General features: G+C 63.6%; 24 protein-coding genes. 9 read left to right on the top strand and 15 right to left on the bottom strand.

Going from position 1 to position 26,528, the window contains the following annotated elements:
- Positions 1-56: 56 nt before the first annotated feature.
- Both DEIPE_RS08540 and DEIPE_RS08535 read left to right on the top strand, forming a co-directional pair.
- Positions 57-818 (top strand): metallophosphoesterase family protein, encoded by a 762-nt coding sequence (locus DEIPE_RS08540; RefSeq protein ID WP_041231325.1) that lies wholly within the window; start codon positions 57-59, stop codon positions 816-818.
- Positions 815-1,747 carry an ATP-binding protein gene (locus DEIPE_RS08535; RefSeq protein WP_015235569.1) on the top strand — a complete coding sequence of 311 codons (933 nt, stop codon included), beginning with the start codon at positions 815-817 and terminating at the stop codon, positions 1,745-1,747. Before DEIPE_RS08540 ends, DEIPE_RS08535 begins: the two co-directional genes overlap by 4 nt.
- Positions 1,748-1,814: 67 nt before the next feature.
- On the opposite strand, the gene DEIPE_RS25375 is transcribed toward DEIPE_RS08535, so the two are convergent.
- Positions 1,815-3,278 (bottom strand): PRC and DUF2382 domain-containing protein, encoded by a 1,464-nt coding sequence (locus DEIPE_RS25375; RefSeq protein WP_015235568.1) that lies wholly within the window; start codon positions 3,276-3,278, stop codon positions 1,815-1,817.
- A gap of 440 nt (positions 3,279-3,718) precedes the next feature.
- On the opposite strand from DEIPE_RS25375, the gene DEIPE_RS23050 reads away from it, so the two are divergent.
- The 5 genes from DEIPE_RS23050 to DEIPE_RS08505 all read left to right on the top strand — a co-directional run bounded on the left by DEIPE_RS23050 (position 3,719) and on the right by DEIPE_RS08505 (position 8,024).
- The gene (locus DEIPE_RS23050) at positions 3,719-4,843 is read left to right on the top strand and encodes a PRC and DUF2382 domain-containing protein (RefSeq protein ID WP_015235567.1); all 1,125 of its coding nucleotides are present in this window, start codon (positions 3,719-3,721) and stop codon (positions 4,841-4,843) included.
- Positions 4,844-4,929: 86 nt separating this feature from the next.
- The gene (locus DEIPE_RS22145; RefSeq protein WP_015235566.1) at positions 4,930-5,472 is read left to right on the top strand and encodes a YsnF/AvaK domain-containing protein; all 543 of its coding nucleotides are present in this window, start codon (positions 4,930-4,932) and stop codon (positions 5,470-5,472) included.
- Positions 5,469-6,263, top strand: a complete 795-nt coding sequence (locus tag DEIPE_RS08515; RefSeq protein WP_015235565.1) for a hypothetical protein — start codon at positions 5,469-5,471, stop codon at positions 6,261-6,263. The genes DEIPE_RS22145 and DEIPE_RS08515 overlap by 4 nt, the downstream gene beginning before the upstream one ends.
- Positions 6,264-6,316: 53 nt before the next feature.
- Complete coding sequence (locus tag DEIPE_RS08510; RefSeq protein ID WP_015235564.1) at positions 6,317-7,261, top strand: TIGR04086 family membrane protein; 945 nt, start codon at positions 6,317-6,319, stop codon at positions 7,259-7,261.
- Positions 7,262-7,388: 127 nt separating this feature from the next.
- Positions 7,389-8,024 (top strand): phosphoribosylanthranilate isomerase, encoded by a 636-nt coding sequence (locus tag DEIPE_RS08505; RefSeq protein WP_015235563.1) that lies wholly within the window; start codon positions 7,389-7,391, stop codon positions 8,022-8,024.
- A 489-nt stretch (positions 8,025-8,513) separates the two neighbouring features.
- Here DEIPE_RS08505 and DEIPE_RS08500 read toward each other — a convergent pair whose 3' ends face one another.
- From DEIPE_RS08500 to DEIPE_RS08475, 6 genes are all read right to left on the bottom strand, one after another.
- Positions 8,514-9,092 (bottom strand): biotin transporter BioY, encoded by a 579-nt coding sequence (locus tag DEIPE_RS08500; protein ID WP_015235561.1) that lies wholly within the window; start codon positions 9,090-9,092, stop codon positions 8,514-8,516.
- Positions 9,093-9,120: 28 nt separating this feature from the next.
- Positions 9,121-10,014 (bottom strand): biotin--[acetyl-CoA-carboxylase] ligase, encoded by an 894-nt coding sequence (locus tag DEIPE_RS08495; protein ID WP_015235560.1) that lies wholly within the window; start codon positions 10,012-10,014, stop codon positions 9,121-9,123.
- 196 nt (positions 10,015-10,210) lie between these two features.
- Entirely contained in the window at positions 10,211-12,325 is a 2,115-nt protein-coding gene (locus DEIPE_RS08490; RefSeq protein WP_015235559.1) for a glycoside hydrolase family 52 protein, read from the bottom strand.
- A gap of 166 nt (positions 12,326-12,491) precedes the next feature.
- Positions 12,492-13,736 carry an ABC transporter substrate-binding protein gene (locus DEIPE_RS08485; protein ID WP_015235558.1) on the bottom strand — a complete coding sequence of 415 codons (1,245 nt, stop codon included), beginning with the start codon at positions 13,734-13,736 and terminating at the stop codon, positions 12,492-12,494.
- 413 nt (positions 13,737-14,149) lie between these two features.
- Positions 14,150-14,638 carry a hypothetical protein gene (locus tag DEIPE_RS08480; RefSeq protein ID WP_015235557.1) on the bottom strand — a complete coding sequence of 163 codons (489 nt, stop codon included), beginning with the start codon at positions 14,636-14,638 and terminating at the stop codon, positions 14,150-14,152.
- Between the two features lie 418 nt (positions 14,639-15,056).
- Entirely contained in the window at positions 15,057-15,599 is a 543-nt protein-coding gene (locus DEIPE_RS08475) for a hypothetical protein (RefSeq protein WP_041230793.1), read from the bottom strand.
- Between the two features lie 214 nt (positions 15,600-15,813).
- On the opposite strand from DEIPE_RS08475, the gene DEIPE_RS08470 reads away from it, so the two are divergent.
- A complete protein-coding gene (locus DEIPE_RS08470) occupies positions 15,814-16,353 on the top strand; it encodes a DinB family protein (RefSeq protein WP_015235555.1) in 540 nt (179 codons plus the stop codon).
- Positions 16,354-16,832: 479 nt separating this feature from the next.
- Here the strand turns inward: DEIPE_RS08470 and DEIPE_RS08465 are convergent, their stop codons facing one another.
- Positions 16,833-17,453, bottom strand: coding sequence for a histidine phosphatase family protein (locus DEIPE_RS08465; protein ID WP_157448818.1), 621 nt, complete (start codon positions 17,451-17,453; stop codon positions 16,833-16,835).
- Between the two features lie 339 nt (positions 17,454-17,792).
- On the opposite strand from DEIPE_RS08465, the gene DEIPE_RS08460 reads away from it, so the two are divergent.
- A complete protein-coding gene (locus DEIPE_RS08460; protein ID WP_015235553.1) occupies positions 17,793-18,533 on the top strand; it encodes a glycerophosphodiester phosphodiesterase family protein in 741 nt (246 codons plus the stop codon).
- 222 nt (positions 18,534-18,755) lie between these two features.
- Here the strand turns inward: DEIPE_RS08460 and DEIPE_RS08455 are convergent, their stop codons facing one another.
- The 7 genes from DEIPE_RS08455 to dinB all read right to left on the bottom strand — a co-directional run bounded on the left by DEIPE_RS08455 (position 18,756) and on the right by dinB (position 26,397).
- Positions 18,756-19,712 (bottom strand): aldo/keto reductase, encoded by a 957-nt coding sequence (locus DEIPE_RS08455; protein ID WP_015235552.1) that lies wholly within the window; start codon positions 19,710-19,712, stop codon positions 18,756-18,758.
- Positions 19,713-19,776: 64 nt separating this feature from the next.
- Positions 19,777-20,097 carry an SDR family NAD(P)-dependent oxidoreductase gene (locus DEIPE_RS08450; RefSeq protein ID WP_245557614.1) on the bottom strand — a complete coding sequence of 107 codons (321 nt, stop codon included), beginning with the start codon at positions 20,095-20,097 and terminating at the stop codon, positions 19,777-19,779.
- 72 nt (positions 20,098-20,169) lie between these two features.
- Positions 20,170-20,796, bottom strand: a complete 627-nt coding sequence (locus DEIPE_RS08445; RefSeq protein ID WP_085931710.1) for an SGNH/GDSL hydrolase family protein — start codon at positions 20,794-20,796, stop codon at positions 20,170-20,172.
- 104 nt (positions 20,797-20,900) lie between these two features.
- On the bottom strand, positions 20,901-21,302 hold the full coding sequence (locus DEIPE_RS25500; protein ID WP_157448817.1) for a transposase: 402 nt from the start codon (positions 21,300-21,302) through the stop codon (positions 20,901-20,903).
- 182 nt (positions 21,303-21,484) lie between these two features.
- Complete coding sequence (locus DEIPE_RS08435) at positions 21,485-22,099, bottom strand: HD domain-containing protein (protein ID WP_015235549.1); 615 nt, start codon at positions 22,097-22,099, stop codon at positions 21,485-21,487.
- A 166-nt stretch (positions 22,100-22,265) separates the two neighbouring features.
- Positions 22,266-24,782 (bottom strand): excinuclease ABC subunit UvrA, encoded by a 2,517-nt coding sequence (locus DEIPE_RS08430; protein ID WP_015235548.1) that lies wholly within the window; start codon positions 24,780-24,782, stop codon positions 22,266-22,268.
- 499 nt (positions 24,783-25,281) lie between these two features.
- Positions 25,282-26,397, bottom strand: a complete 1,116-nt coding sequence (gene dinB, locus DEIPE_RS08425) for a DNA polymerase IV (RefSeq protein WP_015235547.1) — start codon at positions 26,395-26,397, stop codon at positions 25,282-25,284.
- Positions 26,398-26,528 lie beyond the last annotated feature (131 nt).

The raw sequence follows: 26,528 nt of genomic DNA, 5'->3' as shown, positions 1-26,528 counted from the left end.
GAGCAGACCGGGCCGGGTTTTTGTGCGCCGGGGAGTGGGCTCGCTATCATCTGCTGGTGCGCCTCTTGCTGCTCTCGGACATTCACGCCAACCTGGCCGCCCTGGAAGCCGTGCTGGGGGACGCCGAGCGGCAGGTCTATGACCGGGTGGTGTGTCTGGGCGACGTGCTGGGGTACGGCCCGCAGCCACGCGAGGTGCTCGCGCGCCTGCGTGACCTGAACGCCCGGTGCATTCTGGGCAACCACGACCTCTGGGCGCTGCAACTCGCGCGGGGAGCGAACCGGCAGGCTCAGGACAACGTGGTGATGCAGGTGTTGCACTGGCAGCTTCAGCGTCTCTCGAGCGCCGACCTGAACGGGCTTGCGGCCTGGCCTGAGGTGCACGACGAGGAGCTGGGTGGTTTCACGGTCCGTTTCCGGCACGGTTCGCCGCTTTCGCTGCTGGCGTACGTCAGTTCGCTGGCCCGCGCCCGTGAGGCATTTGCTGCCTGGGAAGGCCAGGTGTGCTTCGTGGGGCATACCCATCTTCCCGGCGTGTACGCCACTGTGGACGCACCTCCGGGAGAGTGGGTCAAGCATCAGTCCCTCAGCGCGGGTGGGCGTTTTTTATGGGCACCCCGCGCGCGCCTGATCCTCAATCCGGGCTCGGTCGGACAACCGCGCGACGGTAATCCGCAGGCCTCGTACGGCCTGTTTGACATCGAGCAGCACACCTTCGAGGTGTTCCGGGTGCCTTATGACGTGGGCTTCACCCAGGCCGCCTTGCGAAGTGCCGGGCTGCCCGCGTCGCTGGGAGCGCGGCTGGCGGTGGGAGAGTGAGCGCCCCCTTCGGTCTGATCGGGCATCAAGAGGTCGTGGATACCGTGCGCGCCTTCGCCGGACACGCCCTGCTGCTCTACGGTCCGGCGCGGGTAGGCAAACGCCCCACGGCGCGCCTGCTGGCCGCGCTGATGAACTGCGAACGTGGCGTGGCCGTGGGGCCGTGCGGAGCGTGCCGTTCCTGCCAGGGCGTCCTGCACGGAGCGCATCCCGACTTGCTGGAGATCGAGCCGAGGACCACTACCGCGACGGGCAAGACCGCCCGTCGCCGCCTGATTCCGGTCGCCGCCATCACCGAGAAGCGTGACGACGGACGGGAGTACGAGCAGCACGTCATCGAGTGGCTGGAAACGGCGCCCACCTATGCCCGCAAGGTGGTGATTGTCGACGGTGCCGAGCACCTCAACGAGGAGAGTGCCAACGCCCTGCTGAAAGTGGTGGAGGAGCCACCTCACCGGGCGCTCTTCGTCTTTCTGGCCGAGGAGGTGCAGGCCGTTCTGCCGACCATCGCGTCGCGTGCCGCCCGCCTGGGAGTCAGCGCCGTGAGCGACGAGGTTCTCGCCCGGGCGCTCGTCACGCTGGGCGAAGAGGACCCTGAACTGCTGGCTTTCGCTGCCGGACGTCCCGGGGTGATCGTCGAGCGCGCGAAGGCCCGCGAAGCGCTGCATGACGCCCGCGTACTGGTCGAGGCACTCTCGCTGGGCATGCTGGGCGCGCTGGAGGCCGCCGAAGGTCTCGAAAAGCGCTTCGATCCCCGCTGGCACCCCGAGGCGCTGCAGTTCGTGCTGCGCGGAGAGGAAATGCATGTGCGCGCCGCCGCCGACCGTGCGTTGCAGCGCACCCTCGCGGCTTTGGAGCAGTACGTCAGTCCCAGCCTGGCCTTTCAGCTGCTGGCACTCGAACTTCGTGAGGCTCTGGGCGCGGCCTGACAGCAGAAAAAAGGAAGGCGCCCACCGTGGGCGCCTTCCTTTTTGCAGTATGTCCAGGGGGTAATGCTCAGGCGCCGTGAAGCTCGCCGCCGTGACGGCGCAGCACTTCGCGGGCCTGGCCCATGTCGACGCCGCTGGTGTTTTCGACGGCAACCAGCGTGCCGCCCTGCTCGACGCGCCCACCGTAGTAGTCGGCTTCTTCACGGCTGTAACCGGCGTCCGCCAGGGCGCTGGTCAGGCCGCCGATGGTCCCGCCGACGAGGGCACCCGCCGTGGCGCCGCCCCCCGCCGCGCCGAGGGTGGTCGCCAAAGCGCCCGCCGTGATGAACGGACCCACACCCGGAATGAAGGCTGCCGCCAGACCGAACAGTGCCCCCAGGCCAGCGCCGGCGGCCACGCCCCCGGCAGTGTTCTTGGCGCGCCGCTCGCCGGAAGTCTCGGTGCCTTCACCGGTCATGCCCGCGCCTTCACCCCGGTGATGGCCGATGAACGACAGGTGCGCGTCCGTGACACCCAGGCGGCGCAATTCGGCCACGGCGGCTTCGGCCTGGCTTTCGGAGTTGAACACGGCCGTCAGGCGCGACGAGGTCTGAGCGCTGTCCAGCCCCTGCCCGCCAAGGCTGCCCACCGAGCGCTGCGGCGTGGTGTCGCGCAGGTCGGAGTCGTTGCTCAGGTTGGTGTCTCCGCGCATGCCCCTGTCGCCGCGCTCCTCGACATCACCGGTGCGGTTGACGTCGAGGACTTCACGGCCCACGGTTTCGTTGAAGGTCCGGGTTTCGGTCTCGGTGCGCTTGCCGATCTCGACTTCCTCGGTGACGTAGGCCTGCTTGCTGACGTCGGCGCGTTCGGCCTCCAGGTCCACCCGCAGGGTCTCGGAGCCCGATCCCAGCGTGACGTTGCCTTCGACCGGACGGGACTCCGTCACGGGACGGCGTTCGATCACGACTTCCTGATGGCTGAGGTTGACGCTGACCTGCTGCTCGCGGTTCTCGACGTGCTTGCTGACCTCGACGCTGCCGGTCCGGTAGCGTTCCTTGTCGACGACCAGACGCTCTTCGAGCAGCCGCAGCCGGTCGGGAGTCTTGAACATCCGGTCTTCGGTGTCCTCGTCACGGTAATTGAAGGTTCCGGCGCTGCTCACACGCGCATCGTTGCCCATGCGCGTATCGCTGCCGCGCAGCACGCGTTCGTCACTCATCTGCGCGTCGTCGTCGTAGGACTCGCCGTAGCGGTATTCGCGCATCTCCTTGACCTGGTCTTTGGTGAGGTTGTCAAGGTACACGGCGTCATCCTCAAGGCGAACCATGCCGACGGGCAGCAGGACTTCCTTGCTGGTGAACCAGCCACCGACGTCGGCGATCAGGTAGCGCAGGCGGCCGGTGGTGGGCTCGACCATTGCGCCGCGCACGGTGCCGATCTTATCGCCGTCGGCGGCATAGACGGCGTCTCCGGTGGGATCGTAGATGCCCTCGCTGCGAAAATCGTAGTTGTGGTCACGCATCAGGTCCGAAAGTGGAATCAGTTGAGCCATGGTGAATGGTCCTTTCCGGCCCAGGGGCCTTCGGTTGCATTGTTGATGCTTTGTTTCCAGCATTTCTGGGAAGTCCACCAAGAAAAGTTGAATAAATTGGTCCAGGAAAGGCTGGTGTTATCAGATGAGTGCCTTAAACATCGGCTGCACATCTCTTCATGGGTTGGTCTGATTTTGATTGCGGGGTGTCGGTCTTCATAAATTTTATGTTCGCGGTCATGATTCGAGGTGCGCGGAAAGCGCGTTTTGTGCTGCGGGGTGGTTCTGCCGGGCAGCTCTGTATTGAAAAAGCGTGATACTCCCTTCATCAGACCGGTTGGCCGTGTGAGAGGGACCTGTCTGTGCGCAAAACGTTTGGTATGTGCGTCTTAGCACCCTACAAACGCTTGAGGACCGTGCGTTTTTTACTGTGGAATCAGCCTTGTGGAGGAGGCACGACCATGACGACACTGATTCCTTTGTCTGACCTGACCCGCGACCGCAACTACGATTTTCGCAGCGAGGGCATCTACGATCCCACCGGAGACGCCGTCTACGGCTCTGACAGCAAGAAAATCGGCACCGTGCGCGGCGCGATGGTCGAGCCCACCACCGGCCGCCTGCGCTACCTGATCATTGACGTCGGTGGCTGGTTCACCAGCAAGGAAGTCCTGCTGCCCGTCGGCATGGCCCGCCTCGAGGATGACGCCGTGTACCTCGACAACCTCACCAAAGACCAGGTCAAGGAGATGCGCGAATACCGCTACGGCGAAGAGTACTCCTATGACGCGCAGACAAGTGACGAACGCGTGCTGCGTGGCGCGGACTACGGTGGAAAAGTCGGCTACCGCAACGACATGGATCAGGACATGATCCCCACCGATTCCGACACCACCACCGACCGCGATCTCAGCGTGATGGGCGGCGATCTGCGCAACGAAGGCACCACCGGCATCGGCTACAACACCGCCTCCTCGGCAACCATGTCAGGGGACCGTGCGGCCGGCGGCGTCAGCGGCATGACCGACAGCCGCATGGATGCCGACATGCGTACGGGCATGAGCGGCAATGCCGGCATGGATACCGCCAGCATGGGCCGCCGCTACGACTACCGCGACGAGGACACCGAAGACCGGATGTTCAAGACTCCCGACCGGCTGCGGCTGCTCGAAGAGCGTCTGGTCGTCGACAAGGAACGCTACCGGACCGACAGCGTCGAGGTCAGCAAACACGTTGAAATGCGTGAGCAGCAGGTCAGCGTCAATCTCAGCCACGAAGAACTGGTGATCGAACGCCGTCCCGTGACGGAGTCCCGTCCGGTCGAAGGCAACGTCACGCTGGGATCGGGCTCCGAGACCCTGCGGGTGGACCTGGAGGCCGAACGCGCCGACGTCAGCAAGCAGGCCTACGTCACCGAGGAAGTCGAGATCGGCAAGCGCACCGAGACCGAAACCCAGACCTTCAACGAAACCGTGGGCCGTGAAGTCCTCGACGTCAACCGCACCGGTGATGTCGAGGAGCGCGGCAGTCGGGTGAACGACGACCTGGACCGCCTTGACGGCAAGACTGACCGCGACCGCCGCTGAGCGCCCGGCGCAACAAACGGTGTGAGACGGCAGGGGCGGTGTCTTCCGCCCCTGCCTGACTGCCAGAGCAGATTCAGGAGGCTGATGTGAACGAACGCCGCGAGCAGGGAGTGCAGGGACAGGTGGGGACCGAGGGCACCGGTCTCGTAGAAGAGGTCGCCCGTTTCGAGCTTCTCGAAGAGCGGGCACTGGTCGAGAAACGCCGTGAGGTGGCAGGCCGGGTACAGATCCGGCGGATGGTGGAGCGTCATACCGAGACGCTGACCGTGGAACTGCTGACCGAAACGCTGGTGATCGAGGTGGCGCCCGGATCGAGCGGTGTGACGATCGACGGCGAGGCGCTGCTGGAAGGCCAGACCCGCGAGATCGTGACGTACCGCGAGGAAGCGGTGGTGACCAAACGCCCGGTGGTGAGCGAGGAAGTACGGCTCTTCAAGCGCGGCGTTACCAACGAAGAGCGCTTCAACGTGGAACTCGGCCGGGAAATCCTGCGTGTTCACGAGGTGGACCTCCAGACGGACGCCGTGATCGGGCGTCACGAGGGAGACAGCACCGAGCGCGACAGTGCCGGGCGGGGCCGTATGAGTGGTGAGCGTTTGACGGGTGATTCGGGAGGTGACTTGAGATGATCAACTTGAAACAGCTGAAAATCGGACGTGAGCAACGCTCCGTACGCCAGACGGTGAAGGGCGCCGCCGGGACGGTGGCCGGGACCGTGCAGGAAGCCTTGGGTGCGCTGGCCGGAAACCTGCAGGGTGTGGTGACCACGGCTGCAAGTGCGGCCGTACCCGTGGCCGGCAGTGTGGCGTCGCTCGCGAGCGGGGCGATCAGCCAGGGCGCGAGCACGGTGCAAGACTGGCAGCACGGCGGGCAACGCCTCCTGAGCGACGGCCTGCAGAGTGTGCGCTCGGCCAAAAAGGACGCGTTGCGGGAAGCCCGTATGGCGCAGAAAACGGCAGAGCTGGCCGAGCGGCGCGCCGATCTGCAGGCTGTGCGGATGTTGGCGCGACATGAGCGGAAACTGCGGCAGCTTGACGCCCGGGTGTCACGCCTGGTGCGCCATACGGGCAGCAGGGGCAGCGGGCGCACCTGGTGGCTGACGGCAGTGCTGGGCGGTGGTTACTACCTGGCCCGCCACCCGCAGGCGCGTGAACGGGTACTCGACTTCGTGGGCAACTACAGTCCGGCCACGCGTGAGCGCCTGCATCAGGCCGGACAGCGCGCCTCGCAGCTGATGGGTCAGGTGTGGATCGAGCGCGAGGCCACCCCCTCGCCGCTCGTACAGCAGGCGCAGCAGGCTGGCCGGGACGCGTCCAGCGGCATCGAGAACACCACCAGGGACATGAAGATCGCCACACAGGACGTGGCGTCAGTTGGCCGTGACCTGCCGCGGGACACCGGCCGCAGCCTGAAAGGCTGAAGCACTCGACGGAGAAACGCGAGCGCCGTGCGTTTCTCGCCCAAGGAGGTTTTATGCTGGTTGAACGGGGAACAGTATTACAGCGTCTCAGCTGGACGGGCATCCTGGCCGGTCTGGTGGTGGGCATCGTGACGCAGCTGGCGCTGACGGCCCTGGGTGTGGCGCTGGGTGCGGCCACCATCGATACCGCACGCGGGCTTGCCATTGGCACCATTGCCTGGCTGGCGGTGTCGCTGGCCATTTCGGCCTTTCTGGCCGGCCTGACGGCGGCGCGTGCGGCGGGTTACCTCACGCCTGCCCAGGGCCGCTTCAACGGGCTGCTGACCGGCATGTTGCTGGCGCTCGGCCTGACCTTGTTTTCCTACAATGCCCTGATGGGCGGCATTCGCAGCGCCATCGGTCTGGCGCAGGGTGCGACGGCGGCGGCGTCCAGTGCGGCCGGTGCGGCCAATCAGGCAGGCGCGGCCCAGAGCGGCCCGGTGCAGCAGCTGCTCAGCGGCCTGACCGACGAGCAGGAACTCAATGCCCTGATCGCCGAGCAGTCACCGGAACTGAGCAACGAGCAGGTCGCGGCGGCCAGCGGCGTGGTGCGTGGTGTGGTCAACCGGGCCGTCAGTCAGGTGGACCTGAGCAACCTCAGCAACCTGAACGAAACCGTTCCGCAGCGTTTTGACGCGATCCAGCAGGCCCTGACGGGTGAGCAGCTCGTGACCCGTCTGCAGCGTCAGGGACTCTCGGAACCCGAGGCGCGCGAAACCGCCACGGTTATCAGCAGCCGTGTGCAGGAAACGCGCCAGCAGGCCGAGCAGAGCTTGCAGCAGGCCGAGCAGGTCGCCCGGCGTACTGCCTCGACCGGCGCGTGGAGCTGGCTGCTGGCCACCGGTCTGATTCTGCTGTTCAGCACCCTCGGCGGTGGCCGCGGTCATGACGTACCGCAGGCTGGTGCGACCCTCACCCCGAACCGCGACGACGAACAACTGCGTGGTCGACGCACCTGAAGCCGTTGTTGGCAGGACTGGTGTGAAGGGCAGGAACCTCAGGTTCTTGCCCTTCACATCATGAGGTGGCCCATGCGTACTTCCTGACACGCTTGGTGCTTTGCTGCGACTGCTATAGCCTGAAGCGGTGAGTCGTACGCGCATCAAGATCTGTGGCACCACCAGCATCAAGGATGCCCTGCTGGCGCGCGACGCTGGCGCTGACGCCATCGGCCTGATCTTCGCACGCAGCCGCCGCCGGGTGGACGGTCCGACGGCCAGGCGTATCAGCCTGGCCGTCGGACCGTCGCTGGCACGGGTGGGCGTCTTTGTGGTGGGGGAGGAGGGGGGCGCGCTCGACGAGGTGCTGCGCACGGCCGACGTCGCACGTCTCAGCGCCTTGCAGTTGCACGGCGTGAGCGGTGCGGCGGGCGACCTTTACTTGCAGGCGGCGCTGCGCTACTATCCCGTTCTGCAGGTGGTGCGTCCGGGAGACGAACTGCCGCAGCCCCACGAGGGTCTGGAGCTGCTGTTCGATGCTGCGCAGCCTGGCAGCGGGATGACGCTGGACTGGCAGGCTTTGCGGACCAGGTTTGCGACCGGCTCCTGGCTGGCGGGTGGTCTGGGTCCTCAGAACGTCGGACAGGCGCTCCGGATCTTGCCTGCCGCTGGAGTGGACGCCGTCAGTGCCCTTGAAGTGTCCCCGGGAATCAAGGATCCGGACCGTGTATATGCCTTTGTACGGGCCGTGTCTGCCGCAGGACCGCGAAATGATCATGAGTAAAATGAGAGAATCCGAGTCGCCGAGACCGAGTTATCCACAGTGAAACGTGGCCCTGTGGATAACTTTTGACTCACGGTACCAGGCTTGCGGGAAGACACCAAAAAGACGCGCCAGGTGGTCTTTTTGCAGTGTGGCCATGGAACGTATCCCTCCTCCGGGAAGATGATTTCCAGAGGGGCCCTGTGGATAACTTTGTGGATAACCCGGCGGTTTGTCGGCCCAGTGTCAGTGAAACATGAGGATGGACAGTAAGCTGTCCATCCTCATGTTTCACGCTGACGATTCAGGGCGCCCGGGAGTGATTTCATCCCAGGGTACGTTGACTGCTTCGCTCAGTTGTCAACGCCCAAGACGCGGGCAGGCGGCTGATGCCGTCCGTTTTGCCCAAGACAGTAAGTGAACTCAACCATCGGGCTGCGGCAAGAAAGGAGCACCTGAGGGGTTCTCAGGTGCTCCGAAATACACGCCAGTTCGTATCAGCTGCTGACTTCAGCGACGCAGCCAGCGCCAGACACCGGGCAGCAGCAGCGCCGCCAGGAGCAGCTTGAGAGCGTCACCCAGCAAAAAGGGAGTCAGGCCTGCGTTCAGCAGCGCCTGGCCCGAAAGCCCGGTCACCCGGCCCAGCCACATCAGCCCCAGCGCGTAAATCACCACGTTCCCCAGTAGCATTGCGCCGGCAGCTCCCAGCACCCGGCGGTCCAGGGCGAAACGCTCGACCAGCCAGCCCACCGTGTACGCCGCCACGGCAAATCCCAGCAGATATCCGCCCGTCGGGCCCAGCAGCTTGGTCAGGCCAGCCGCTCCGCCCGCCAGAACTGGCAGTCCGAGCGCTCCTGCCCCCAGGTAAGCCAGCACGGCCAGCAGCCCACGGCGTGATCCCAGCGCGGCGCCCGCCAGCAAGACTGCCAGCGTCTGCAGTGTGACCGGAACGGGCCACAGCGGTACCTCGATTCGGGCACAGAGCGCGATCAGGGCCGCGCCGCCGAGCACCAGCAGCGTGTCGCGGGCCAGCGAAGCCTCGGGGGAAAGGGCCTGGGCCAGGGTGGGGTAGGTCAACGTCTTGTTCATAACACTCCTTTCAGATTCGGGCAGCACCTTACGGTGCAGACCGCGTGGAAACCAGCTCGACATCACCGGAAGCGATACGCGCGCTCCCGCCTGCCGTGTCGAGCAGCAGGGCGCCGTCGTCGTCGAGGTCGCGGGCGACGCCGTGCACCTCACCTTGCAGCGTCGTGACGCGCACCTCGCGTCCCAATGTGACGTTACGCGCCCGCCAGGCCGACAGCACCTCGGCAGGTGGGGCCGTGAGCCAGCGCTCCAGGCTGTCCAGCAGGTCCCGCAGCACGTCAACTCGCCGTGCCGGACGCAGCTCACTCAGCGCGGCAGCGCCCGGCGGCGCCTCCTGGACGTTCAGGCCGATGCCCAGCACGGCCCTGCGGACCTCCTCGCCGCGCACGTCAGCCTCCAGCAGCACGCCGGCCAGCTTGCGGCCATCGGGGGCCAGCAGGTCGTTGGGCCATTTGACTCCCCCGACACCACAGGCGTCCTGCAGGGCGACTCCGGCGGCCAGTGGAAGAAGCGCCAGATCGGCGAGTGAGCGCCCGTCGGTCAGCAGCAGCGAAAAGGTCAGCGCGCCTCCACGGCTGTGCCAGATCCGCCCGCGCCGTCCGCGCCCGCCGGTCTGCCGCTCGGCCAGCACCACGGCCCCGTGAGGCGCGTCCGACCAGGACCGCATTTCGTCTTGGGTGCTTCCCACCGTTCCCAGGTAGCGGTACGCCCCACCAAAGGTGCCACGTGGCCGCAGTTCCCCCGGCGTGGGCGTGCCACTGGCCAGCGCGTACCCGGCGCGGGCCACCTCGACGGGAAACCCCTGGGCCAGCAGCATCTGGGCACGGTTGTGTACGGTCACGCGCCCCACACCAAGCTGCCGTGCCAGTGCTTCACCGGATTGAGGAAGAAAAGTCAGCAGATTCAGCAGGCGTTCCGGCACGTTCAGCAGTGTGACTCATAACGCTGAACGAATGCAACACGAACGTTCGTTGGCTGACCGAAGTGCACTCGCCCGATCTCGAAAAGGGTTGGAACCCGCGAAGTGACAGGCAGCCAGGGCACGCCTTCGCTGCCTGCTCCGGGAACGACGAGGTCATTTCGAGACACGAGAACTGAAGGCTCTGGAGTTCTCGAGCTCAGGTGGCGCGCTGCAGCTCCTGTGGCGAAGCAGAGGTCCTGTCGTGCGCGCCCCCCCTGCGTGGCAGCCACAGCACGCTCGTCACGAGCCGTGGGTACAGGCGGCTGCCGAGGTCACGCCCGTCGTCGGAGCGCACCTGATCGGTCGGACCGTGTGCGGCCGAACCCAGCTGCTGCCAGCGCACGTGCGCTGCGTCCCAAGCGGGATTCACCGGTACGCCGAAGAGTTCCTCCGCGACGAACTGGCACAAAAAGATCTTGGAAAGCCAGGTGTTGTGACTGGTGCTCGACAGCTTCCAGCCACCCGACTCGGCGTCCAGGCACACGCCCGGCTGCAGGGCGGTGCCCAGGTGACGACGCAGTGAACTGACCAGCGCACCGTACGGCCCCTCCTCGCTGACGGCCTCGTTCAGCCCGAGCAGCAGCGGGTAGGCCAGCGCCTCGATCGCGGGAATGATGCAGGCGTCGCTTCCGCCTTCCAGCAGCGCGGGAATGTATCCGCGCTGCTCGTCGAAGCCCTCGGTGATTCGGCGCGCCGCCCTCCCGGCGCGCTCACCGGCGCGCCGTCCATCCAGCCCGAGGACGCGCAGGGCGTGCTCGAGACACACCAGCGACGCCCAGGTTTTGACGGCCAGATACAGATTGCCGCGCGCCTGCCCCAGGCTCGCGTCGAGGCTGTCATAGGTGGTGATTTCCGCGCCACCTTCCGTGCGGGCACTGTCGGCGTCCATGACGCCGTCACCGTCCACGTCGCGTGCGAGCAGTGAGTCCAGGCAGGCCTGAAGCCGCCCGGTCTGCGCGCGCAGCCACGGGATGTCGGAAAGCAGGCCGTACAGCGTCGCGCTCAGCACCCAGTTGGTGAGTTCCTCGAAGGTCATGTGCGAGAAACAGCCGTCGAGGTTTTCGGTTTCGTAAGCGGACTGACCGGGCGGTGCAAAGACGTTCGCGACGCCCATGTCGTGCGTGAAGCTCAGGCCTCCGGCGCGACGTTCCCCGGAATGTTTGACCTCGTCCGTAAAGGAGTAGCGCTCTACAAACAGGTCCAGCACGTTTCCGGTCGTCCATGGATGGTAGCGCAGCTCCCAGAACAGCTGATCGACGGTCAGATCGAGGGTGTTCATCATGCGGTACTCGCCTTCGTTCACCACCCACAGCGGACTTCCGTCTTCTCGCAAAAGCAGCTGGGTGCTCGCGAGGTAACCGTGCGTGGCGTGCGCCAGCAGGAAACGCCGCTCGCTGCTCAGGCCGCTTGCGGCAAGTTCCGCGTCGCGCAGTCGCGCTTCTTCACGGTACTCCCCGGCGTTCTCCAGTGCGAAGGACATGGCCTCCTCCAGCTTGCCGAAGTACCGGGTGTAGTAAAAGCGCGTGTCCAGGCCGGTCGTAATGATGCCCGCCTGGTACGTGCCAAGGGCCAGCACCAGTCGTCCCACCTCGCCGGCACCGACGGTCAGCATCACGCCCCCGGTGTTGCCGAGACGACGCACGCGCGGCCTGCGTTCTCCAAACGTCGCGCCGATCACGTCGAAGTCCTGCACTTCCTCGACGCCCTTGCCTGGCAGGGCCGCGACGCCCCACGCGCTGCCCGACGCCACCCCGAGAAGCTGGCCCTGCGTGCTGTCCGACAGGGGCCGGTTGATGCCTTCCAGCGCGAAGAGCAGCTCGGCGGGAGCGCCACCGTTGCGGTTGTCGAGCTCCAGTTCGGCCAGTACGACCGGGCAGACGGCCTGCTTCATGGCCGCTTCGTCCGATCCAGGTGCCGGCACGTCTCCGAAGGGGCTCAGAAGACGCAGACGCAGCGGCCCGTGGCGCCACTCGTCGGAAGCCCAGCCGAGTTCACGCTCGAGCTCGTCGGCGCTCACCATCTGTACGGCGACGGCCTGGCGTGCCTGTCCGTCCGCTTCGGCCTGAAAGGCGAGCTCGCCCATCCCGATGGGGGCCGTCAGAAACGGCAGCACCCGCACGGCCTCCTGGCCCTGGCGATACGCCACATACACGCTGCGCTGTGGCGAGTGCACGTCGGACAACGCAAAACCACCGCCCTTTCCGATCGTCCCGAGAACGAACGAGGCGTAGGCACCCCAGGCGGCATGGTGGCTCAAGTAGAAGTCAGGCATAAGGTCCTTTCGGTCTGGGCAGGAACGGTGAATCCCGCGCCGCCGCGGCAATGGCAATTCACGCTTCAGGGACTTGGCAGCGTCACAAAATCCATGCAACACCCGGGAAAACCTGGATGTTGCATGGATTTACCGTGCTGTGGCGGTCGGGCTTTGGGGGCGATCCTCAGCGGCGAGCGCGACGCTCGATCAGGGTCCTCGCTTCGTTGAGGGCGCTCGTGCAGTCCTTGGTACCGTCGAGCACCGAACCAACGGCGGTATTGACGATTTCTTCGGCCACCGGGTCGAGTTTGTTCACCTCAAGCGGCTGAATGCGAGAAGCCGCGGTGCGCCAGAGGGTGCGGGCCTTCTGGTTGGCGAGGTACGGCACGCCTTCGTTGAAGAGCGGGGCGTCACTGGCGGCCTTGAGGGCCGGGAAGGCGCCGGTGGTCTTGAACGCCAGGATCTGCTGGTCTCTGTCAGTGGTGAGGTAGCGGATCAGCTGCCACGCGGCGGTTTTATTCTTGCTCTGGGTGGGAATGGCGTAGAAGGAGCCGCCCCACGAGGCGAAGGTGCCGCCGGGCAGCTGCTGGGCGTTCCACTTACCTGAAAAGTCCTTGGCGAGCCAGTTCTGCAGGTGACCCGCGAGCCAGGCGCCACTGAATTCGGTGGCGAGGTTGCCCTTCTGGAAGGCGGTGGTCCATTCGGGGCTGAAGGCACCCCCGGCGCGGGCGTCGAGCTTCGCGTCACGTACGCGCTTGGCGGTGGTGCAGGCGCTCATGAAGCGGGCGTTGTCCGCGCCCACCAGAACCTTGTTGCTCTTGTCGAAGTACACGCCCTGTCCGGCAGGAATGTTGGTGCGGATGATGATGGAGGAGACGGTGGAAGCGTCGGGAATCAGGAAGGCGCCAGGGTTGGCGGCGACGACCTTCTTGCCGTTTTCGATGTAGGCGTCCCAGCTCTTGTTCAGGTCAGCGGGCTTCACGCCGGCTTTCTGGAGCATGTCGGTGCGGTAGAACATGGTGCCGGGGCCGATGTCGGTGGGGATGGCCACGAGCTTGCCTTCGTGGGTGGCCTGCGGAAAGGTGTAGCTGATGAACTGGTTCTTGAGGCTGTTGCCGTTGTAGGGGGCGTTGGCGAGGTTTTCCAGGCCCCCGCCTTCCGCGAAGCGGGCCACGTAGCCGAAGTCGACTGCCACGACATCCTGCGCGCCACTGCCGGTCGCGAGCGCCGTGGTGAGGGCGGTGTGGTGGTCAGCCCACTCGAGGGTGACGAGTTTCACCTCGATGTTGGGATGTTTTTTCTGGAAACCGGGAATGGCAGCTTTCACCACGTCGTCGAGGTTGGGGTAAACCCCGATGGTGACGGTGGTGCGCTGCGCCAGGGCGCCGGAGGCGAGGGCGAGGGCGACCAGTACAAGTGCTTTTTTCATGCGCTTCTCCTTGAAGGCGAAAGGGACCGGTGGGCATTGCACGGTACAGCCGACAGTCGGGCATATTCTGCCGAGCGTCCGCTGGAAATTCTGCCCTGGGAATTTCTGCTTGATTGCTGAGTTATCGCTAACGTAGCTACGTTAGCACATTCTGGGCAGCCCCATCGAGTTGTCTAGCCGGATGAAGAAGCAGGCCTTGGGGTCCATCCGACGAAACTCACCGCAAGACCGTCGGGTACAGGAATAAGCCGGACGGACGCGCCGAAGGCAAGGTGGTGGGCCCCGCTCAGATCGAGCAGCTCCGCCAGCGCGTCCAGGCTGGGAGAAAAAAGCCGTCGTGGCCCGAGAGTTCGGTATCAGCCTGGAAACGTTTTACACGTACTTGTGATCCTGGCCTGAAGCACCTGGTGTCCTTAACGTTCGGCCGGGCGGCAATCTTTCGGAGGCTTCACTCCCAGAGAAACAGGCCGGCAGGGACCAGATGGCGTTGGTGTACGGTTGACGTACGTCATGTTCGGTCGGCACAGCGGCACGATAAGACCACTCACGTTGGGAAGGACGCAGCCTCGAGTGACGACCACACCTCCATCGTGCCAGGTCACGAAGATTTGACCCTCCGCTATCGTGGCGTTCCACTGGCTTCTAGCTTCATTGGAAGTGTAGAAGGCCACGTCGGCCGGGGCCAGCATCGGAGTGAGAAACTTCTCGACGTCGGGCTGACGGAGGGTGCTGATGCCACACTGCACGCGCACCTTGTGGAGGCGCGTCACGCTTTCCGGGCAATCCACTTCCTTGAGGAGCAGTCCGTCCACACTGGTGATGGTCCGCTGGGTGTTCACTGTCTGCGCGGTGGCACTTGACCCCAGGAGCAGCACGATGAAAACCAGGCCTTTGACGTTCATGGTCCCACCTTAAACGATCCGCCGCTACCGCGCGGTAACGAGGGCGTTACTCAACCGTCGTCCGGACCCTATGAACCTTGGGCGCGAGTTACTCAGTTGGGAGTTCCTATCGTTCATCTGGCGCTTTCCCCGCCCCGCGCGGCAACGACTTGAGCGCCTCGGTGGCTTTCCGCACTTGCGCGTGATCGTTTTACGGAGTGACAAGAAGCGCGGCCGTACCCGAAGAGCTGTAAGCGGAGCCTGATGGTCCTAAAACGACGAACGCCGCCTCTCGGGCGGCTATAAAAATAAGATAGCGTCGAATTCGAATATGCGCAAGCCTATGCGCTGGAAGGTAGTGGGTTTTTGGTGATGACGGGGATTGAATGAAACATGAACGGTCCAGCACGTCTCGCGAACCGATTGGGAAGCGTCAGGGCTAATTGAGTTCCAGTGACGAGCAACCAATCAGCGAATTGTAGAAGCGCGCGTATCGCTCTCCACCCGCCAGCGCCGTACATTCCCTCACCATCCGGCGGGCTTCCAGCTGGTCGGACGCCAACGACCTGCCGAAGAACTGAGCGCTGCGCAGAAGGGCGTCGAGGAACTTGTCGCCGCTCTCAGCGCATTCATACAGCGCGTGCCCTGTTGTGCCCAACTCCATCAGGAAAACACTTCCGTCTGACGCCCGACGTACCAGGTCATCTCCCGCGTAGTGCCCGACGACACATCCCCATCGACCGCACTCGACCTCCTTGGGGAACGTCACATCCGCGAGATGGAAGTTCGAGAGGTCGTAGTTCTCAATCAGCCTCACCAGTGGGTCCTGCATCCCTGACGCCACAATCCGCGACTTCGGATGGATGGAATATCCCCTGATGACCTCTGAAGCCAACTCCGCTGACAAGCCACGCGACACGAGGTCATGGACACTCGGCGTCACCTGCCTCAACTGCCTGACGAATTCACCTTCGTGCATCATGCCTCCAGCTTGTGAAGGCCATCGTACTGGAAGGCGGTCCTTCCATAACAACCAAACCCTCAAGTAAGGACCTCCATTGTTGATGCTGTCCCGTCATCGCGATGAACCCACTACCCGCTGGAAGCCGGACGAAAAACTGAATATTCGCTTCCGATGGACGTTTCGCACGCACCACCCCTCAAACGTCAAGTAGTGAACCCCAGATAATGGCAATGTGTCCTTGAATCTCCGAATCCTGCCCCGGGACGGCTACACACCTAAAATCGCCGACCTGCTCGCCATGCTGGAGTACACCCGGGAAACCACTCTGAAAGCCGTTCAGGGGCTTTCGCGCGCGCAGCTCGACTTTCATCACGGGATCCGCGGCAACTCCATCGGTGCCTTATTGGCGCATATCGCCGCGTTGGAGGCCGCGTATCAAGTTCGAACTTTTGAAGGGCGCGAGCCCAATGACGCCGAGAAAGCAAGGTGGCTTCCAGCATGGCTACTGGGAGAGAGAGCCCGTCAGGCGTATCACGACCATGACCTGGCGTTCTACGTTGATTTGCTATGCGAGGTCCGCAAACACACCTGTGAGCAGTTGTCGCGACGGGATGATCACTGGCTGCTTCAGGAGTTTGACTTCCCCAACGGGAAGCTCGTGAATTACCACTGGGCGTGGTTTCACGTGTTCGAAGATGAACTGAGCCATCGTGGTCAGATTTTGCTGATTCGCAATCACCTCCTGCCAAAAGGTGCGACAGCCAGTGCCTGAAGAGTCACACGAACACGAACTCGCTGCCAAAGTCTGTTTCCACATACGTATACAGAATCAGAGGAGACAGCCCTCGGTTCAGCACGTTGAGCGTACGTGTGGGGCGTGCTTCTTACGCTCAAATGGATTTTGTCCGCATCTCAGTATGCAGGGGGTAGTGGTTCTTGGCGATGACAGGTGCCACCAAAGATGAAAGTAAACTTTGCAGGTGGCGGTCCTGCTCTCACCTGGTATAGCGGTCGCGTTGAGCGACGCCGTGTATATCCCTTCGAATCCCGATTGCGTTGACACGGCTCTCGTGCGGCTTGGTGTTGAGCCCTCACCGACATTCGTGGAATTCTGCCGGCGTCGCCTGGGAAAGGACTGAAAAGCACCTTGACGCCGTCCAGTGCCACATTTTTTGCAGATCACTCCTGCTCTTTCAGGCACGGTAAACCAAGCAATTGGTCAGATTGCCGATACAGCAATGTCGTGTCGATCTACCTTGCCAACGGGTGGGATTCTGAAGTCAGGTGCGGCTGCTGATTCACCCCGAGCACCCGTAAGCTTTCCGTGGGTGGATGGTAGGCCACCGTGGTGAAGCCCGTGTCACCGAACGCAAACCGTACCCGATCATTGCGAGTCAGCTCGTGCAGCGCGGCATTCAGAATTCCCCCGTGGGCCACGACCAACACGTGCTCACCGCCACCCTGCACGACCCGTTCCAGTGCGCTGCTCGCGCGTCGGTGAAACGACGCCTCCGATTCTCCACCATCGGCAGTCAGCGCGTCAAAACGTCCTCGCGCCGCAGGAATCGGGTAACGCGCGAGTGCTTCCTCACGGGTGAGGCCAGCGAGTGGGCCGTTGTCAAATTCCATCCAGTCCGAATCAATGCGTGGTTCGAGCGCCAGCGCCGTGCCAAGGATGCGGGCCGTTTCGAGCGCACGCTGAAGCGGACTGCACACCACTTGATCGAAGTTCGGCGGGTTTGTTTGCCAGTACCGTGCGAGCAGCTGGGCCTGCTCACGGCCAACGTTTGTGAGCGGGCTGTCGTAGCGGCCTTCGTGGACGCCTTCATCATCCGCGCGAGACCGGCCGTGCCGCAAGAAGGTGATGTTCACACGCTCAGCGTACCGGATCAGGGTGGCCTGCTCAGGGCAGGCCACTTCGGCGCGATCGACGGAGACTATGCACAAACCCATCAGGTCAAAGTTGTTGCACCGGACTGTTGTCCCCCTCCAGGGTGTATGGCATTGAAGTTGCTTCCCGCCCTCCTTAACCAACCTTTCCCTGATTGGCTTGCGTATGCTGGCGTTCCGAATGGTTCGGAGCGCGCCACCCATTGCAGGCAGCTGCAGGACCTGCCAGAGCGGTCACGGAACTCAAGTACGATGGCATCATCCGTGCCTGCCTCACGGCGCCAAGGACCCCTCAACAAAATGAGCACCCAGGGAGTTTTTATGGTGAAGATCATCGGTCATCGTGGTGCACGCGGCCTTTGGCCGGAGAACAGCCTCGAGGGTTTCCGCAAACTCATCACGCTCGGCGTGGACGGCGTCGAGTTTGACGTTCACCCCACGCTCGACGGTGCGCTGGTGGTCATTCACGACGCCACACTCGATCAGACGACCTTCGGCTGCGGTGCCGTCAATGCCAGGACGCTGGAGGAACTGCAGGCCACACGCCTCCGTGGAAGTACCGAGGGTATCCCCAGTTTTGAGCAAGTGCTGGAGGTATTTCGGGACAGCCCACTGGAACTGCACATCGAACTGAAGACGGACGCGTCCGGCAACCCGTACCCGCAGCTCGAGGCCAGCGTGATCGACACGATCAAGCGCCATGACATGCAACACCAGGCGATTCTGACCTGCTTCGTCCCGGAAGTGCTGGAGAGGGTGCGGCAGATTGACCCGTCGCTGCCAGTGCTTGCGTCCCTGGAGGCCCGGTCGGTCGAGAAGCTCGGAGGGCTGGAGGAAGCTACACGGCGGCTGGACGCTATTCCTGGCGTGTACATCGCCGTAGAGAAGTCACTGCTGAGGCTGGAGAGCGTCTGGTTCTCCACGCGCTTCGGTGACGAACGCCTCGGGGTCTGGGTGCCGAACGAGGAAGTGGAAATCGAGTACTGGCTGAGCCAGCCCATCCGGCAGATCACGACGGACCGTCCTGACCTCGCCCTGCAAGCACCGAAGCAGCGGGCGTAAGGTTTTGGCAGGTTGTTGAGGGAGGGTGACGCAATGCTGGGCCGTCAGGAGCTTCCCGGCTGCCAATTCCGCTCGCCATCACTGGGTACGCCGTCTGTTGAAGAAATACGACATGCCAAAAGTCATCCACACGGTCAAGCGGTGGCGCTTCGAAAACTCCCCATGCTTCGCGGGGGTACGTTCACCCGCCCACGGTGGGATTGCGGCGATACGTAGGGTCCTTTATGCGGGTTGGGGTGTGGTGATGCGCTGAATTTCGGTGAGGTCTTCGGGCGTGAGGGTCCAGGAGGCAGCACGGACGTTCTGCCGGACCTGTTCGGCGCTGGTGGCACCCGCGATGATGCTGCTCACCTGGGGGTTGGCGGCGAGCCAGCTGAAGGCGAGGTCGAGCAGGGAATGCCCGCGGTCCTCGGCGAAGGCGCGCAGGTTCTCGACGGTCTGCCAGTTCTCGTCGGTGAGGACCCGGTCGGCGAGGCGGGGAGTGGTAGTGAGGCGGGCGCCTTCCGGGAGAGGTTGCCCGCGTTGGTACTTGCCGGTGAGCAGGCCACTCGCGAGAGGGAAGTAGGGGAGGAGGCCGAGCCCGAGGTGTTGCATGGCGGGGAGGAGTTCGCGCTGCGGATCGCGGACGAGCAGACTGTATTCGTCCTGGCAGGAGATGAAGCCCTCCAGGCCGAGGGAACGGGCGGTCCAGTGGGCGTCCATCACCTGCCAGGCGGGGAGGTTGGAGCAGCCGATGTACCGAACCATGCCCTGGCGGATCAGGTCACCCAGGGCGCGCAGCGTCTCCTCGATGGGGGTGTGCGGATCGGGCCGGTGGAGCTGGTACAAATCGATGTGGTCGGTGCGCAGGCGTTTGAGGCTGGCGTGCAGGGCCTGCAGAATGTAGCGGCGTGAAGCGCCTTGTTTCGTGCCCTCGTCGTTCATGGGGAGGGCAAACTTGGTGGCGAGGACGACGCGTTCACGTTCGCCTTCGAGCAGCTCGCCGAGGATTTCTTCGGAGCCGCCGCGATTGCCGTACACGTCGGCAGTGTCGAAGAGGGTGATGCCTTCGTCGAGGGCGGCGTGGACGACTTCGCGTGACTGGTCGAGATTGAGGCGCCCACCGAAGTTGTTGCACCCGAGACCGGTCAGTGACACTTGCAGGCCGGACGGGCCGAGGTTTCGTTGCGTGATGGTCATGCTCCCAACGCTACACCGGGTAGCGTTGGCGCGAGCGTGAAGGAACGCTCGGTGGTTCCACCGGTCATTTCCCGCCGTCCACGCTGAGCACCTGCTCGGTCACCCAACCCGCGAAGTCCGACGCGAAGAACAGCACGGCGTGCGCGATGTCTTCGGGAGAGCCAAGGCGTTTCAGGGCGACGTCCTGCAGCAGGCGCCGTTCGCCATCCTCACCGTAACTTTCCCATTGCTTCTCGGTGGTGGGGTTGCTGCGCACAAAGCGAGGCGCGACGTTGTTCACGGTGATGCCCCACTCGCCGGGTTCAGGCGCGAGTTGCCGCGTGAGGCCGATCTGCGCGGCTTTTGCAGACGCGTATGCCTGAATGCCGGTGAGGCTGATTCCCAATCGCGCGCCGCTGTTGCTTCATCGGCCACGGGCGAGGGTGGTCTTGAACGTCTCGTCTATGACGCTCACCGGTCACGATCCGGAGGCGAGGATCGCGTGAAGGAAGGCGCGGCGAACTTCAGAAGCGCCGGTCAGGCTTGGCTCGATGACGCTGGTGAACCATGATGGATCGCCGCTCAGGAAATGAGCGTGCAGATCGACCGTACCGCCATACCGTTCTCCCAGCTGAGTAATGACGGTATTGACGCGTTTGTGGTTTCGGCGAGCAATTCCAGCAGGGGTGGACAGGAAGTTCTGGCGGTCATCGCCAAAGGTCGGGTCGTACACGGTGCCGAGGAGGACCGGCCGAATGGGCAGGCTTTGCAGGAAGCGGTCGAGTTTTTGCTCGAAAGCCTCAACTGCTGGCCCTGTGTCTGCTGAGAGGCCCCGAATGAGGTCGTTTCCACCAATGGTGAGGAGGGCGACGGCTGGGCCGTCGACGGTGAGTCCTCGTGTCTGGCTGGGAAGGTCGTCGACGGTGGCACCGTCAACGGCCCGGTGTTCGTAGGTTGCAGGGAACCTGCTGCTGAGGTCCTGACCTTTGAATTCAGGGAAGTGAGTGTCGTTGTTGTGGACGATCAATTGAGCTGGATGGATGTTGTACGGGTTGTAGCGCCCACAATCGAGGATGGAGTCGCCGAAGGTGTAAACGGTGAACATGTCCGTCCTTTCTTTTGGAGTCCGCAGGTAACGAGCGGCGGCAACTGCTGCCACTCCACCGGCGAGGATCTTGAGGACTCTTCTGCGCACTGCGGTTTTTGTGTTCACGGTATCGTCCTGTTGAGAGTCGACGGGGCCTGAGAGAAGTGACCCTGATGATGACGAGGGTTTGCGTGATAAAAGTTGGCGGAAGGTGATCGTGTGGTGTCCTCATGGGCGTCCGTCCTGCCCAGGACATACCGCGGCTTTTCTTGGAAATTTTCCTTCCTGCCGCAGAAATCGTTTTCCTGCCTGAGTCGCTTGATTTCTTCCTGCTCACCCGAGAGTTGGCGGCCCTGCCCAGGGAAGGCCTGCATGCCCTGCCGCTGGGAGGCTTTGATCCACTTGCGCAGTACAGCGTCGCTGACCCCGAAGTCTCTGGCCGTGCCAGAGACGTGACCCGTGTACTCGGCCCGGTTGATGGCATCCCGTTTGAATTCGGCGCTGTGCGTTTTGCGGCTCGTCACGGTGGTGCCCCCTATCTTCGGGCTGATTGCCACCTGCACAAAAGCGGGTCAACCTCATCTGCCTTGCTTCATCACGCGAATTGAGTCAATGAAACAGACGCGCCGCACTTTTGGACACTGCGGGCTATCGCGGGCGTCAGGAGGCTCAACAGAAGGGTGAGCAGCAATGCCGGGCGCCTCCCTCAGGCCCTTACCTCTGACATGAGGGCCTGCACAGTCCGTGCGAGTGCCGCAGTGAGGTGGGTGTACCCGGCGCGGCTGCCGTCATCGGTTCTCTGGAAGGTCTCCACCAGCGCCTGGTAGTACCAGAGGGTGCCGTCCCGTTTTCCGGTAAAGCGGTCGAAGACGGTCTCCCCATGCGTGAGGTAGTCGAGCAGGATCGAGCGGGCGTTGTGGAGCTTGTCGCAGGCGGACACGAACCGGGCGGAAGCATCTGCATGCTGCAGATGTTCGATGTACGCCTGTTTGCGGTCCTGCCAGGCGGGCTTCTTCTGACCGGGCAGGGGCTCGGCATCGGTGCAGCCCTGCACGACCGCCAGGACCTTGCTGCCGTAGCGGTACAGGATGTCGGCCTTGATGTCGGCAGGCGTCCGCCTGGTGTTCTCGGGGCCATCCTCGATGGCGTCGTGCAGCAGCGCAGCAATGGCTTCGTCCTCGTCCGCTCCGAACTCAAGGGCGATGCTCGTGACCGCCAGCAGGTGCGCGACGTACGGGATGTCAGCGCCTTTGCGTTTCTGCGGAGCGTGCAGTTGGGCGGCGTAACCGAGGGCCGACTCGAAGCGTGCTGACAGTGGCATACAAGAAGGCTACAGGTCGCTGCGCTTCATGGCGGCCGGGACCGCCTGTCACTTCACCGCGCACCCGAACCCGAGTCCAGACCACCGCCATAGGACCGATACTGCCGATTTCGGAAAGAGGTCCAGGGGCCCGTGTGTCCGGGAAGCCATCTCACGCTTGCTGGCGTCAATCAATACCGAGGGCCTGAGCCAGGTAGGGGGCAGTGCGGCTTCGTCGCGCCTGCGCCACTTCCCGCGGTGTTCCCTGCGCGACGATCTGCCCGCCTTCGTCACCGGCTCCGGGGCCGATGTCAATCACCCAGTCGCTGCTGGCCACCACCTGCATGTCATGTTCGACGGTGATGACCGTGTTCCCCGTGTCGACCAGCCGAGTAAGCTGGCGGATCAGGAGTTGCACGTCAGCGGGGTGAAGTCCGGTGGTTGGCTCGTCCAGGACATAGATGCTCGTACCCCGACCGTTGCGCTGCAACTCCGTGGCGAGCTTGATGCGCTGCGCTTCACCACCGGAGAGTTCTGTCGCGGGCTGCCCGAGCCGCAGGTAACTTAGCCCCACCTCGCGGAGGGTGTTGAGTGTCCGGAAGACCAACGGGTCGTCTCTGAAAAAATCCCAGGCGGTGTCCACCGTCATGCCGAGTACCTCCGCGATGTTTTTGCCCTGGTACTCGACTTCAAGGGTCGTGGCGTCATAGCGTGCCCCGTGGCAGACCGGGCACGGTGCATATACGCTCGGCAGGAACAGCAGTTCCACCATGACCCAGCCTTCACCCTGACAGTGCTCGCAGCGGCCACCCTTCACGTTGAAGGAGAAGCGGCCAGCGCTGTACTTGCGCTTCTTCGCAAGTGGAGTGGCCGCGAACAGCTTGCGGACGTGATCCAACAGACCGGTGTACGTGGCCATGTTGCTTCTCGGCGTTCGACCGATCGGCTTTTGATCCACCCTGACCAGACGAGCGAGAGAGGCCAGGTTCCCGCCAAGCTGCGCGACGGTCACCGGTGAGGTGTCTTCGGCGTCCTCCTCGTCCTCTGATATGACTTTCTGACCGAAGTGTGCCATCAGGGTATCGACCAGCACCTGACTCACCAGCGTCGATTTGCCTGAGCCCGAGACACCCGTAACGGCAGTCAGCACGCCGAGTGGAAAGCGGACACTGAGCTTGCTCAGGTTGTTGCGTGTCACCCTGCTCAGTTCCAGCCAGCCGGAAGGTGCGCGGGGCTCGTGTAGTTCAGCACGTTCCTCCCGAAAGAGGTACCGGGCAGTCTGGGATGTCGTCACTTTGCGCAAGCCCTTTGGCGGTCCGCTGTAGAGAATTTCACCGCCCTGCTCCCCTGCGGCGGGCCCCACGTCGACCAGCCAGTCCGCCCGCCGAATGACGTTCAGATCGTGCTCGACGACGAACAAGGAGTTTCCGGCAACTTTCAGGCCGTCCAGCGCCGCGAGCAGCGCTTCCGTATCCGCCGGATGCAGTCCCGCCGACGGTTCATCAAGGACATAGACGACGCCGAACAGATTGGAGTACAGCTGTGTCCCGAGGCGCAGGCGCTGCAACTCCCCGGGCGAAAGGGTCGGCGTCGAACGTTCAAGCTGCAGATAGCCCAGCCCAAGGTTGAGCAGCACCTCGAGGCGGGCGGCCAGATCCTCGGCCATGCGTCTCTGCGCGATGACCTGCTCGGGATGACGGTCGGCGCGCTGGGTGTGGCCGCGCTCCTTTCCTTCGACGTACGGGCGCAGGAGCTCGGCCACCTGCTTGAGCGGCAGGCGCGAGAATTCAGTGATGTCATAGCCCGCAAACGTGACCGCCAGGGCTTCGTGCCGCAGTCGCTTCCCGTGACAGACCAGGCATTGTGTAGCGATCATGTAGCGCTGCACGCGCCGCCTCATCGCCGCGCTCTCGCTGTGCGCGAAGGTATGCATGACGTGCCGCCGGGCGCTGCTGAACGTGCCCATGTAGCTGGGTGAAAGCTTGCGTTCGGCAGCCTGCCGGGTTTCTTCAGGAGTCAGGCCGGGGTACACCGGCACGACTGGTTGCTCGTCCGTGAACAGAATCCAGTCCCGCGTCGACTGCGGCAGGTCCCGCCAGGGCACGTCCACGTCGATGCCGAGCGTTACCAGGATGTCGCGTTGATTCTGTCCGCCCCAGGCTTGCGGCCAGGCCGCCACGGCCCGCTCGCGGATGGTGAGTGACGGATCAGGAACCATCGAAGCCTCCGTCACTTCATAGACGTGGCCGAGACCGTGACACCCCGGGCAGGCTCCTTCCGGGGTGTTGGGTGAGAACCCCTCGGCGTACACGATCTCCTGCCCTTCCGGGTACTCCCCCGCACGGGAATACAGCATCCGCAGCAGGTTTGACAGGGTGGTGACACTCCCCACCGAGGAGCGGGCAGTTGGTGCACCACGTTGCTGTTGCAAGGCGACGGCAGGAGGCAGGCCATGAATGGCGTCCACGTTCGGTGCGCCCACCTGATGAAACAGGCGCCGGGCGTAAGGTGAGACGGATTCGAGATAACGCCGTTGTGCCTCGGCATACAGCGTTCCAAAGGCCAGGGAGGATTTCCCTGACCCGGACACTCCGGTGAACACCACCAGGGCGTCACGTGGAATGCTCACGGAGATGTCCTTGAGGTTGTGTTCCCGCGCACCACGCACCTGCACGAAGCCGGAAGACTCGGGAGAGAACGTCATCACCTCGCAGTATCCGCTGGCTCGCCGGGTGCGGCGTGAAAGTCGTAAGGTTGGCTGAACCCCGTCTGGCGCCCTTTTTCCTGTCCGGTAACCGGCCTTGAGTGGCTGGTCGCTTGATGACTTTCAACCCATTCCATTCTTTGAGTGCGCGCTTCTCAGCTTCCTGTTCTGTTTCTGTGCTTCTCGAATTTCCCGTAGGCGGGCGTAGGAACCAGTGAGACACCGCGCTCGTGAGGCACGATCAGATATTTGCTCTGGCTGCTTTCCTCGGAGCGAATGGACAGGCCAACGAACACCGCTGCCGGCTGCCTGTTTGCTGCAAAAAAGGCTGACCTGGCTTGATTTTCACCCCAACCGGGGTATTCCTCTCACAGCTGCGCAGTCACCTGACCCCCAGATGTGAGCCTTGGTATGAAGTGGCACGTCAAGCCGCCTGAAACCTGAGAGACTCGCGAGCAGTACGGCCCTCCGTGCCGTTCCAACAACTTGACGCTATCGATCAGAACAGTTCAAAGAGTGGCAACTGGAAGGTGCGGCTGCCGTTTTCATCTTCCAGGGCACTCACGCTGATGCCCAACAGCCGCACCGGCCGCCCGGCCAGCAACTCCTCGGTCAGTAATGTCGACGCGACCCGCAGGACCTCACGGGCGTCCTTGACGGGCACGGGCAGCGTCACCCGGCGCGTGAGCAGCTCGAACGAGTGAAACTTGACTTTCAGTGTCACCACCCGGCCCGCCAGCGCGTGCCGGGCGAGCCGTGCCTGCACCCGCCCGGCGATGGGCGCCAGAGCCAGGTGGAGCTTCTCCAGGTTTCCTTCGTCCTGATCGAAGGTCTCCTCGGCACCGACACTTTTGCGGTCATCCCTTGGATCCACCGGGCGTTCGTCGATACCCCGCGCAATCTGGTAATAATGCTCTCCGCTCTTGCCGAAATGCGCCAGCAGGTCCTGCAAACTCACTCTCCGAAGGTCCGCGCCGGTCCGCACTCCCAGGGTTGCCATCCGCTCGGCGGTTTTCGGTCCGATGCCGTAAAAGTCACTTACCGGCAGTTTCGCGACCAGCTCGTCCACCTGTTCGGGCACGATCACGGTCAGGCCGTCGGGTTTGTTCATGCTGCTGGCGAGCTTCGCGACGAACTTCGAACTGCTCACGCCCGCCGTGACGGTCAGGCCATCCGTGCGTTTGTGCACTTCACGTTTGATGTGTTGCGCGATGCGGGTGGCAGATGGACCGCCTTGTCGGGGATGGGTGACGTCCAGGTAGGCTTCATCGAGTGACAAAGGTTCCACCAGATCGGTGTACTCCAGGAAAACGCCCTGCATGAGGCGGCTGGCTTCGCGGTAGGCGTCCATGCGGGGTTCGACGACCAGCAGGTGCGGGCAGCGTGCGAGGGCCGTCCGGAGCGGCATGGCGCTGCGCACGCCGTACTTCCTGGCTTCATAGGTGGCGGTGGTGACGACACTGCGCGGGCCTTTCCAGGCGACCGCCAGCGCCTGGCCTTTCAGTTTTGGGTTGTCGCGGACTTCTACGGAGGCGAAGAAGGCGTCGGCGTCGGCGTGAATGATCTTGCGGGGGCGACCTCGATCTTGAGGAGTAAGCTCCGGCCACTCATTCATTCTGTTGCTATCATAATGGATCTGTCGCGTCCCCAACCCCCGCTTCGACTGCGGCACCTCACGATTGACCGATTGCGTCAATCTGCGTCAAGTCGGGTGTCTCGGTGCGGCATGAACGTCAGCCACGAGAC

The organism is Deinococcus peraridilitoris DSM 19664 (genome assembly GCF_000317835.1).
In the GTDB taxonomy this organism is placed as follows: domain Bacteria; phylum Deinococcota; class Deinococci; order Deinococcales; family Deinococcaceae; genus Deinococcus_A; species Deinococcus_A peraridilitoris.
This window is presented reverse-complemented; position numbering and strand designations above follow the sequence as displayed.

Excerpts from the sequence above, each read along its gene's own strand:
- DEIPE_RS08460 (WP_015235553.1), top strand. The coding sequence starts at position 17,793 with ATGGTGAAGATCATCGGTCATCGTGGTGCACGCGGCCTTTGGCCGGAG.
- DEIPE_RS08515 (WP_015235565.1), top strand. The coding sequence starts at position 5,469 with ATGATCAACTTGAAACAGCTGAAAATCGGACGTGAGCAACGCTCCGTA.
- DEIPE_RS08475 (WP_041230793.1), bottom strand. The coding sequence starts at position 15,599 with ATGATGCACGAAGGTGAATTCGTCAGGCAGTTGAGGCAGGTGACGCCG.
- DEIPE_RS08480 (WP_015235557.1), bottom strand. The coding sequence starts at position 14,638 with ATGAACGTCAAAGGCCTGGTTTTCATCGTGCTGCTCCTGGGGTCAAGT.
- dinB (WP_015235547.1), bottom strand. The coding sequence starts at position 26,397 with ATGAATGAGTGGCCGGAGCTTACTCCTCAAGATCGAGGTCGCCCCCGC.
- DEIPE_RS08490 (WP_015235559.1), bottom strand. The coding sequence starts at position 12,325 with ATGCCTGACTTCTACTTGAGCCACCATGCCGCCTGGGGTGCCTACGCC.
- DEIPE_RS08510 (WP_015235564.1), top strand. The coding sequence starts at position 6,317 with ATGCTGGTTGAACGGGGAACAGTATTACAGCGTCTCAGCTGGACGGGC.
- DEIPE_RS25375 (WP_015235568.1), bottom strand. The coding sequence starts at position 3,278 with ATGGCTCAACTGATTCCACTTTCGGACCTGATGCGTGACCACAACTAC.
- DEIPE_RS08435 (WP_015235549.1), bottom strand. The coding sequence starts at position 22,099 with ATGCCACTGTCAGCACGCTTCGAGTCGGCCCTCGGTTACGCCGCCCAA.
- DEIPE_RS08455 (WP_015235552.1), bottom strand. The coding sequence starts at position 19,712 with ATGACCATCACGCAACGAAACCTCGGCCCGTCCGGCCTGCAAGTGTCA.
- DEIPE_RS08430 (WP_015235548.1), bottom strand. The coding sequence starts at position 24,782 with ATGACGTTCTCTCCCGAGTCTTCCGGCTTCGTGCAGGTGCGTGGTGCG.
- DEIPE_RS08500 (WP_015235561.1), bottom strand. The coding sequence starts at position 9,092 with ATGAACAAGACGTTGACCTACCCCACCCTGGCCCAGGCCCTTTCCCCC.
- DEIPE_RS23050 (WP_015235567.1), top strand. The coding sequence starts at position 3,719 with ATGACGACACTGATTCCTTTGTCTGACCTGACCCGCGACCGCAACTAC.
- DEIPE_RS08445 (WP_085931710.1), bottom strand. The coding sequence starts at position 20,796 with ATGTTCACCGTTTACACCTTCGGCGACTCCATCCTCGATTGTGGGCGC.
- DEIPE_RS08485 (WP_015235558.1), bottom strand. The coding sequence starts at position 13,736 with ATGAAAAAAGCACTTGTACTGGTCGCCCTCGCCCTCGCCTCCGGCGCC.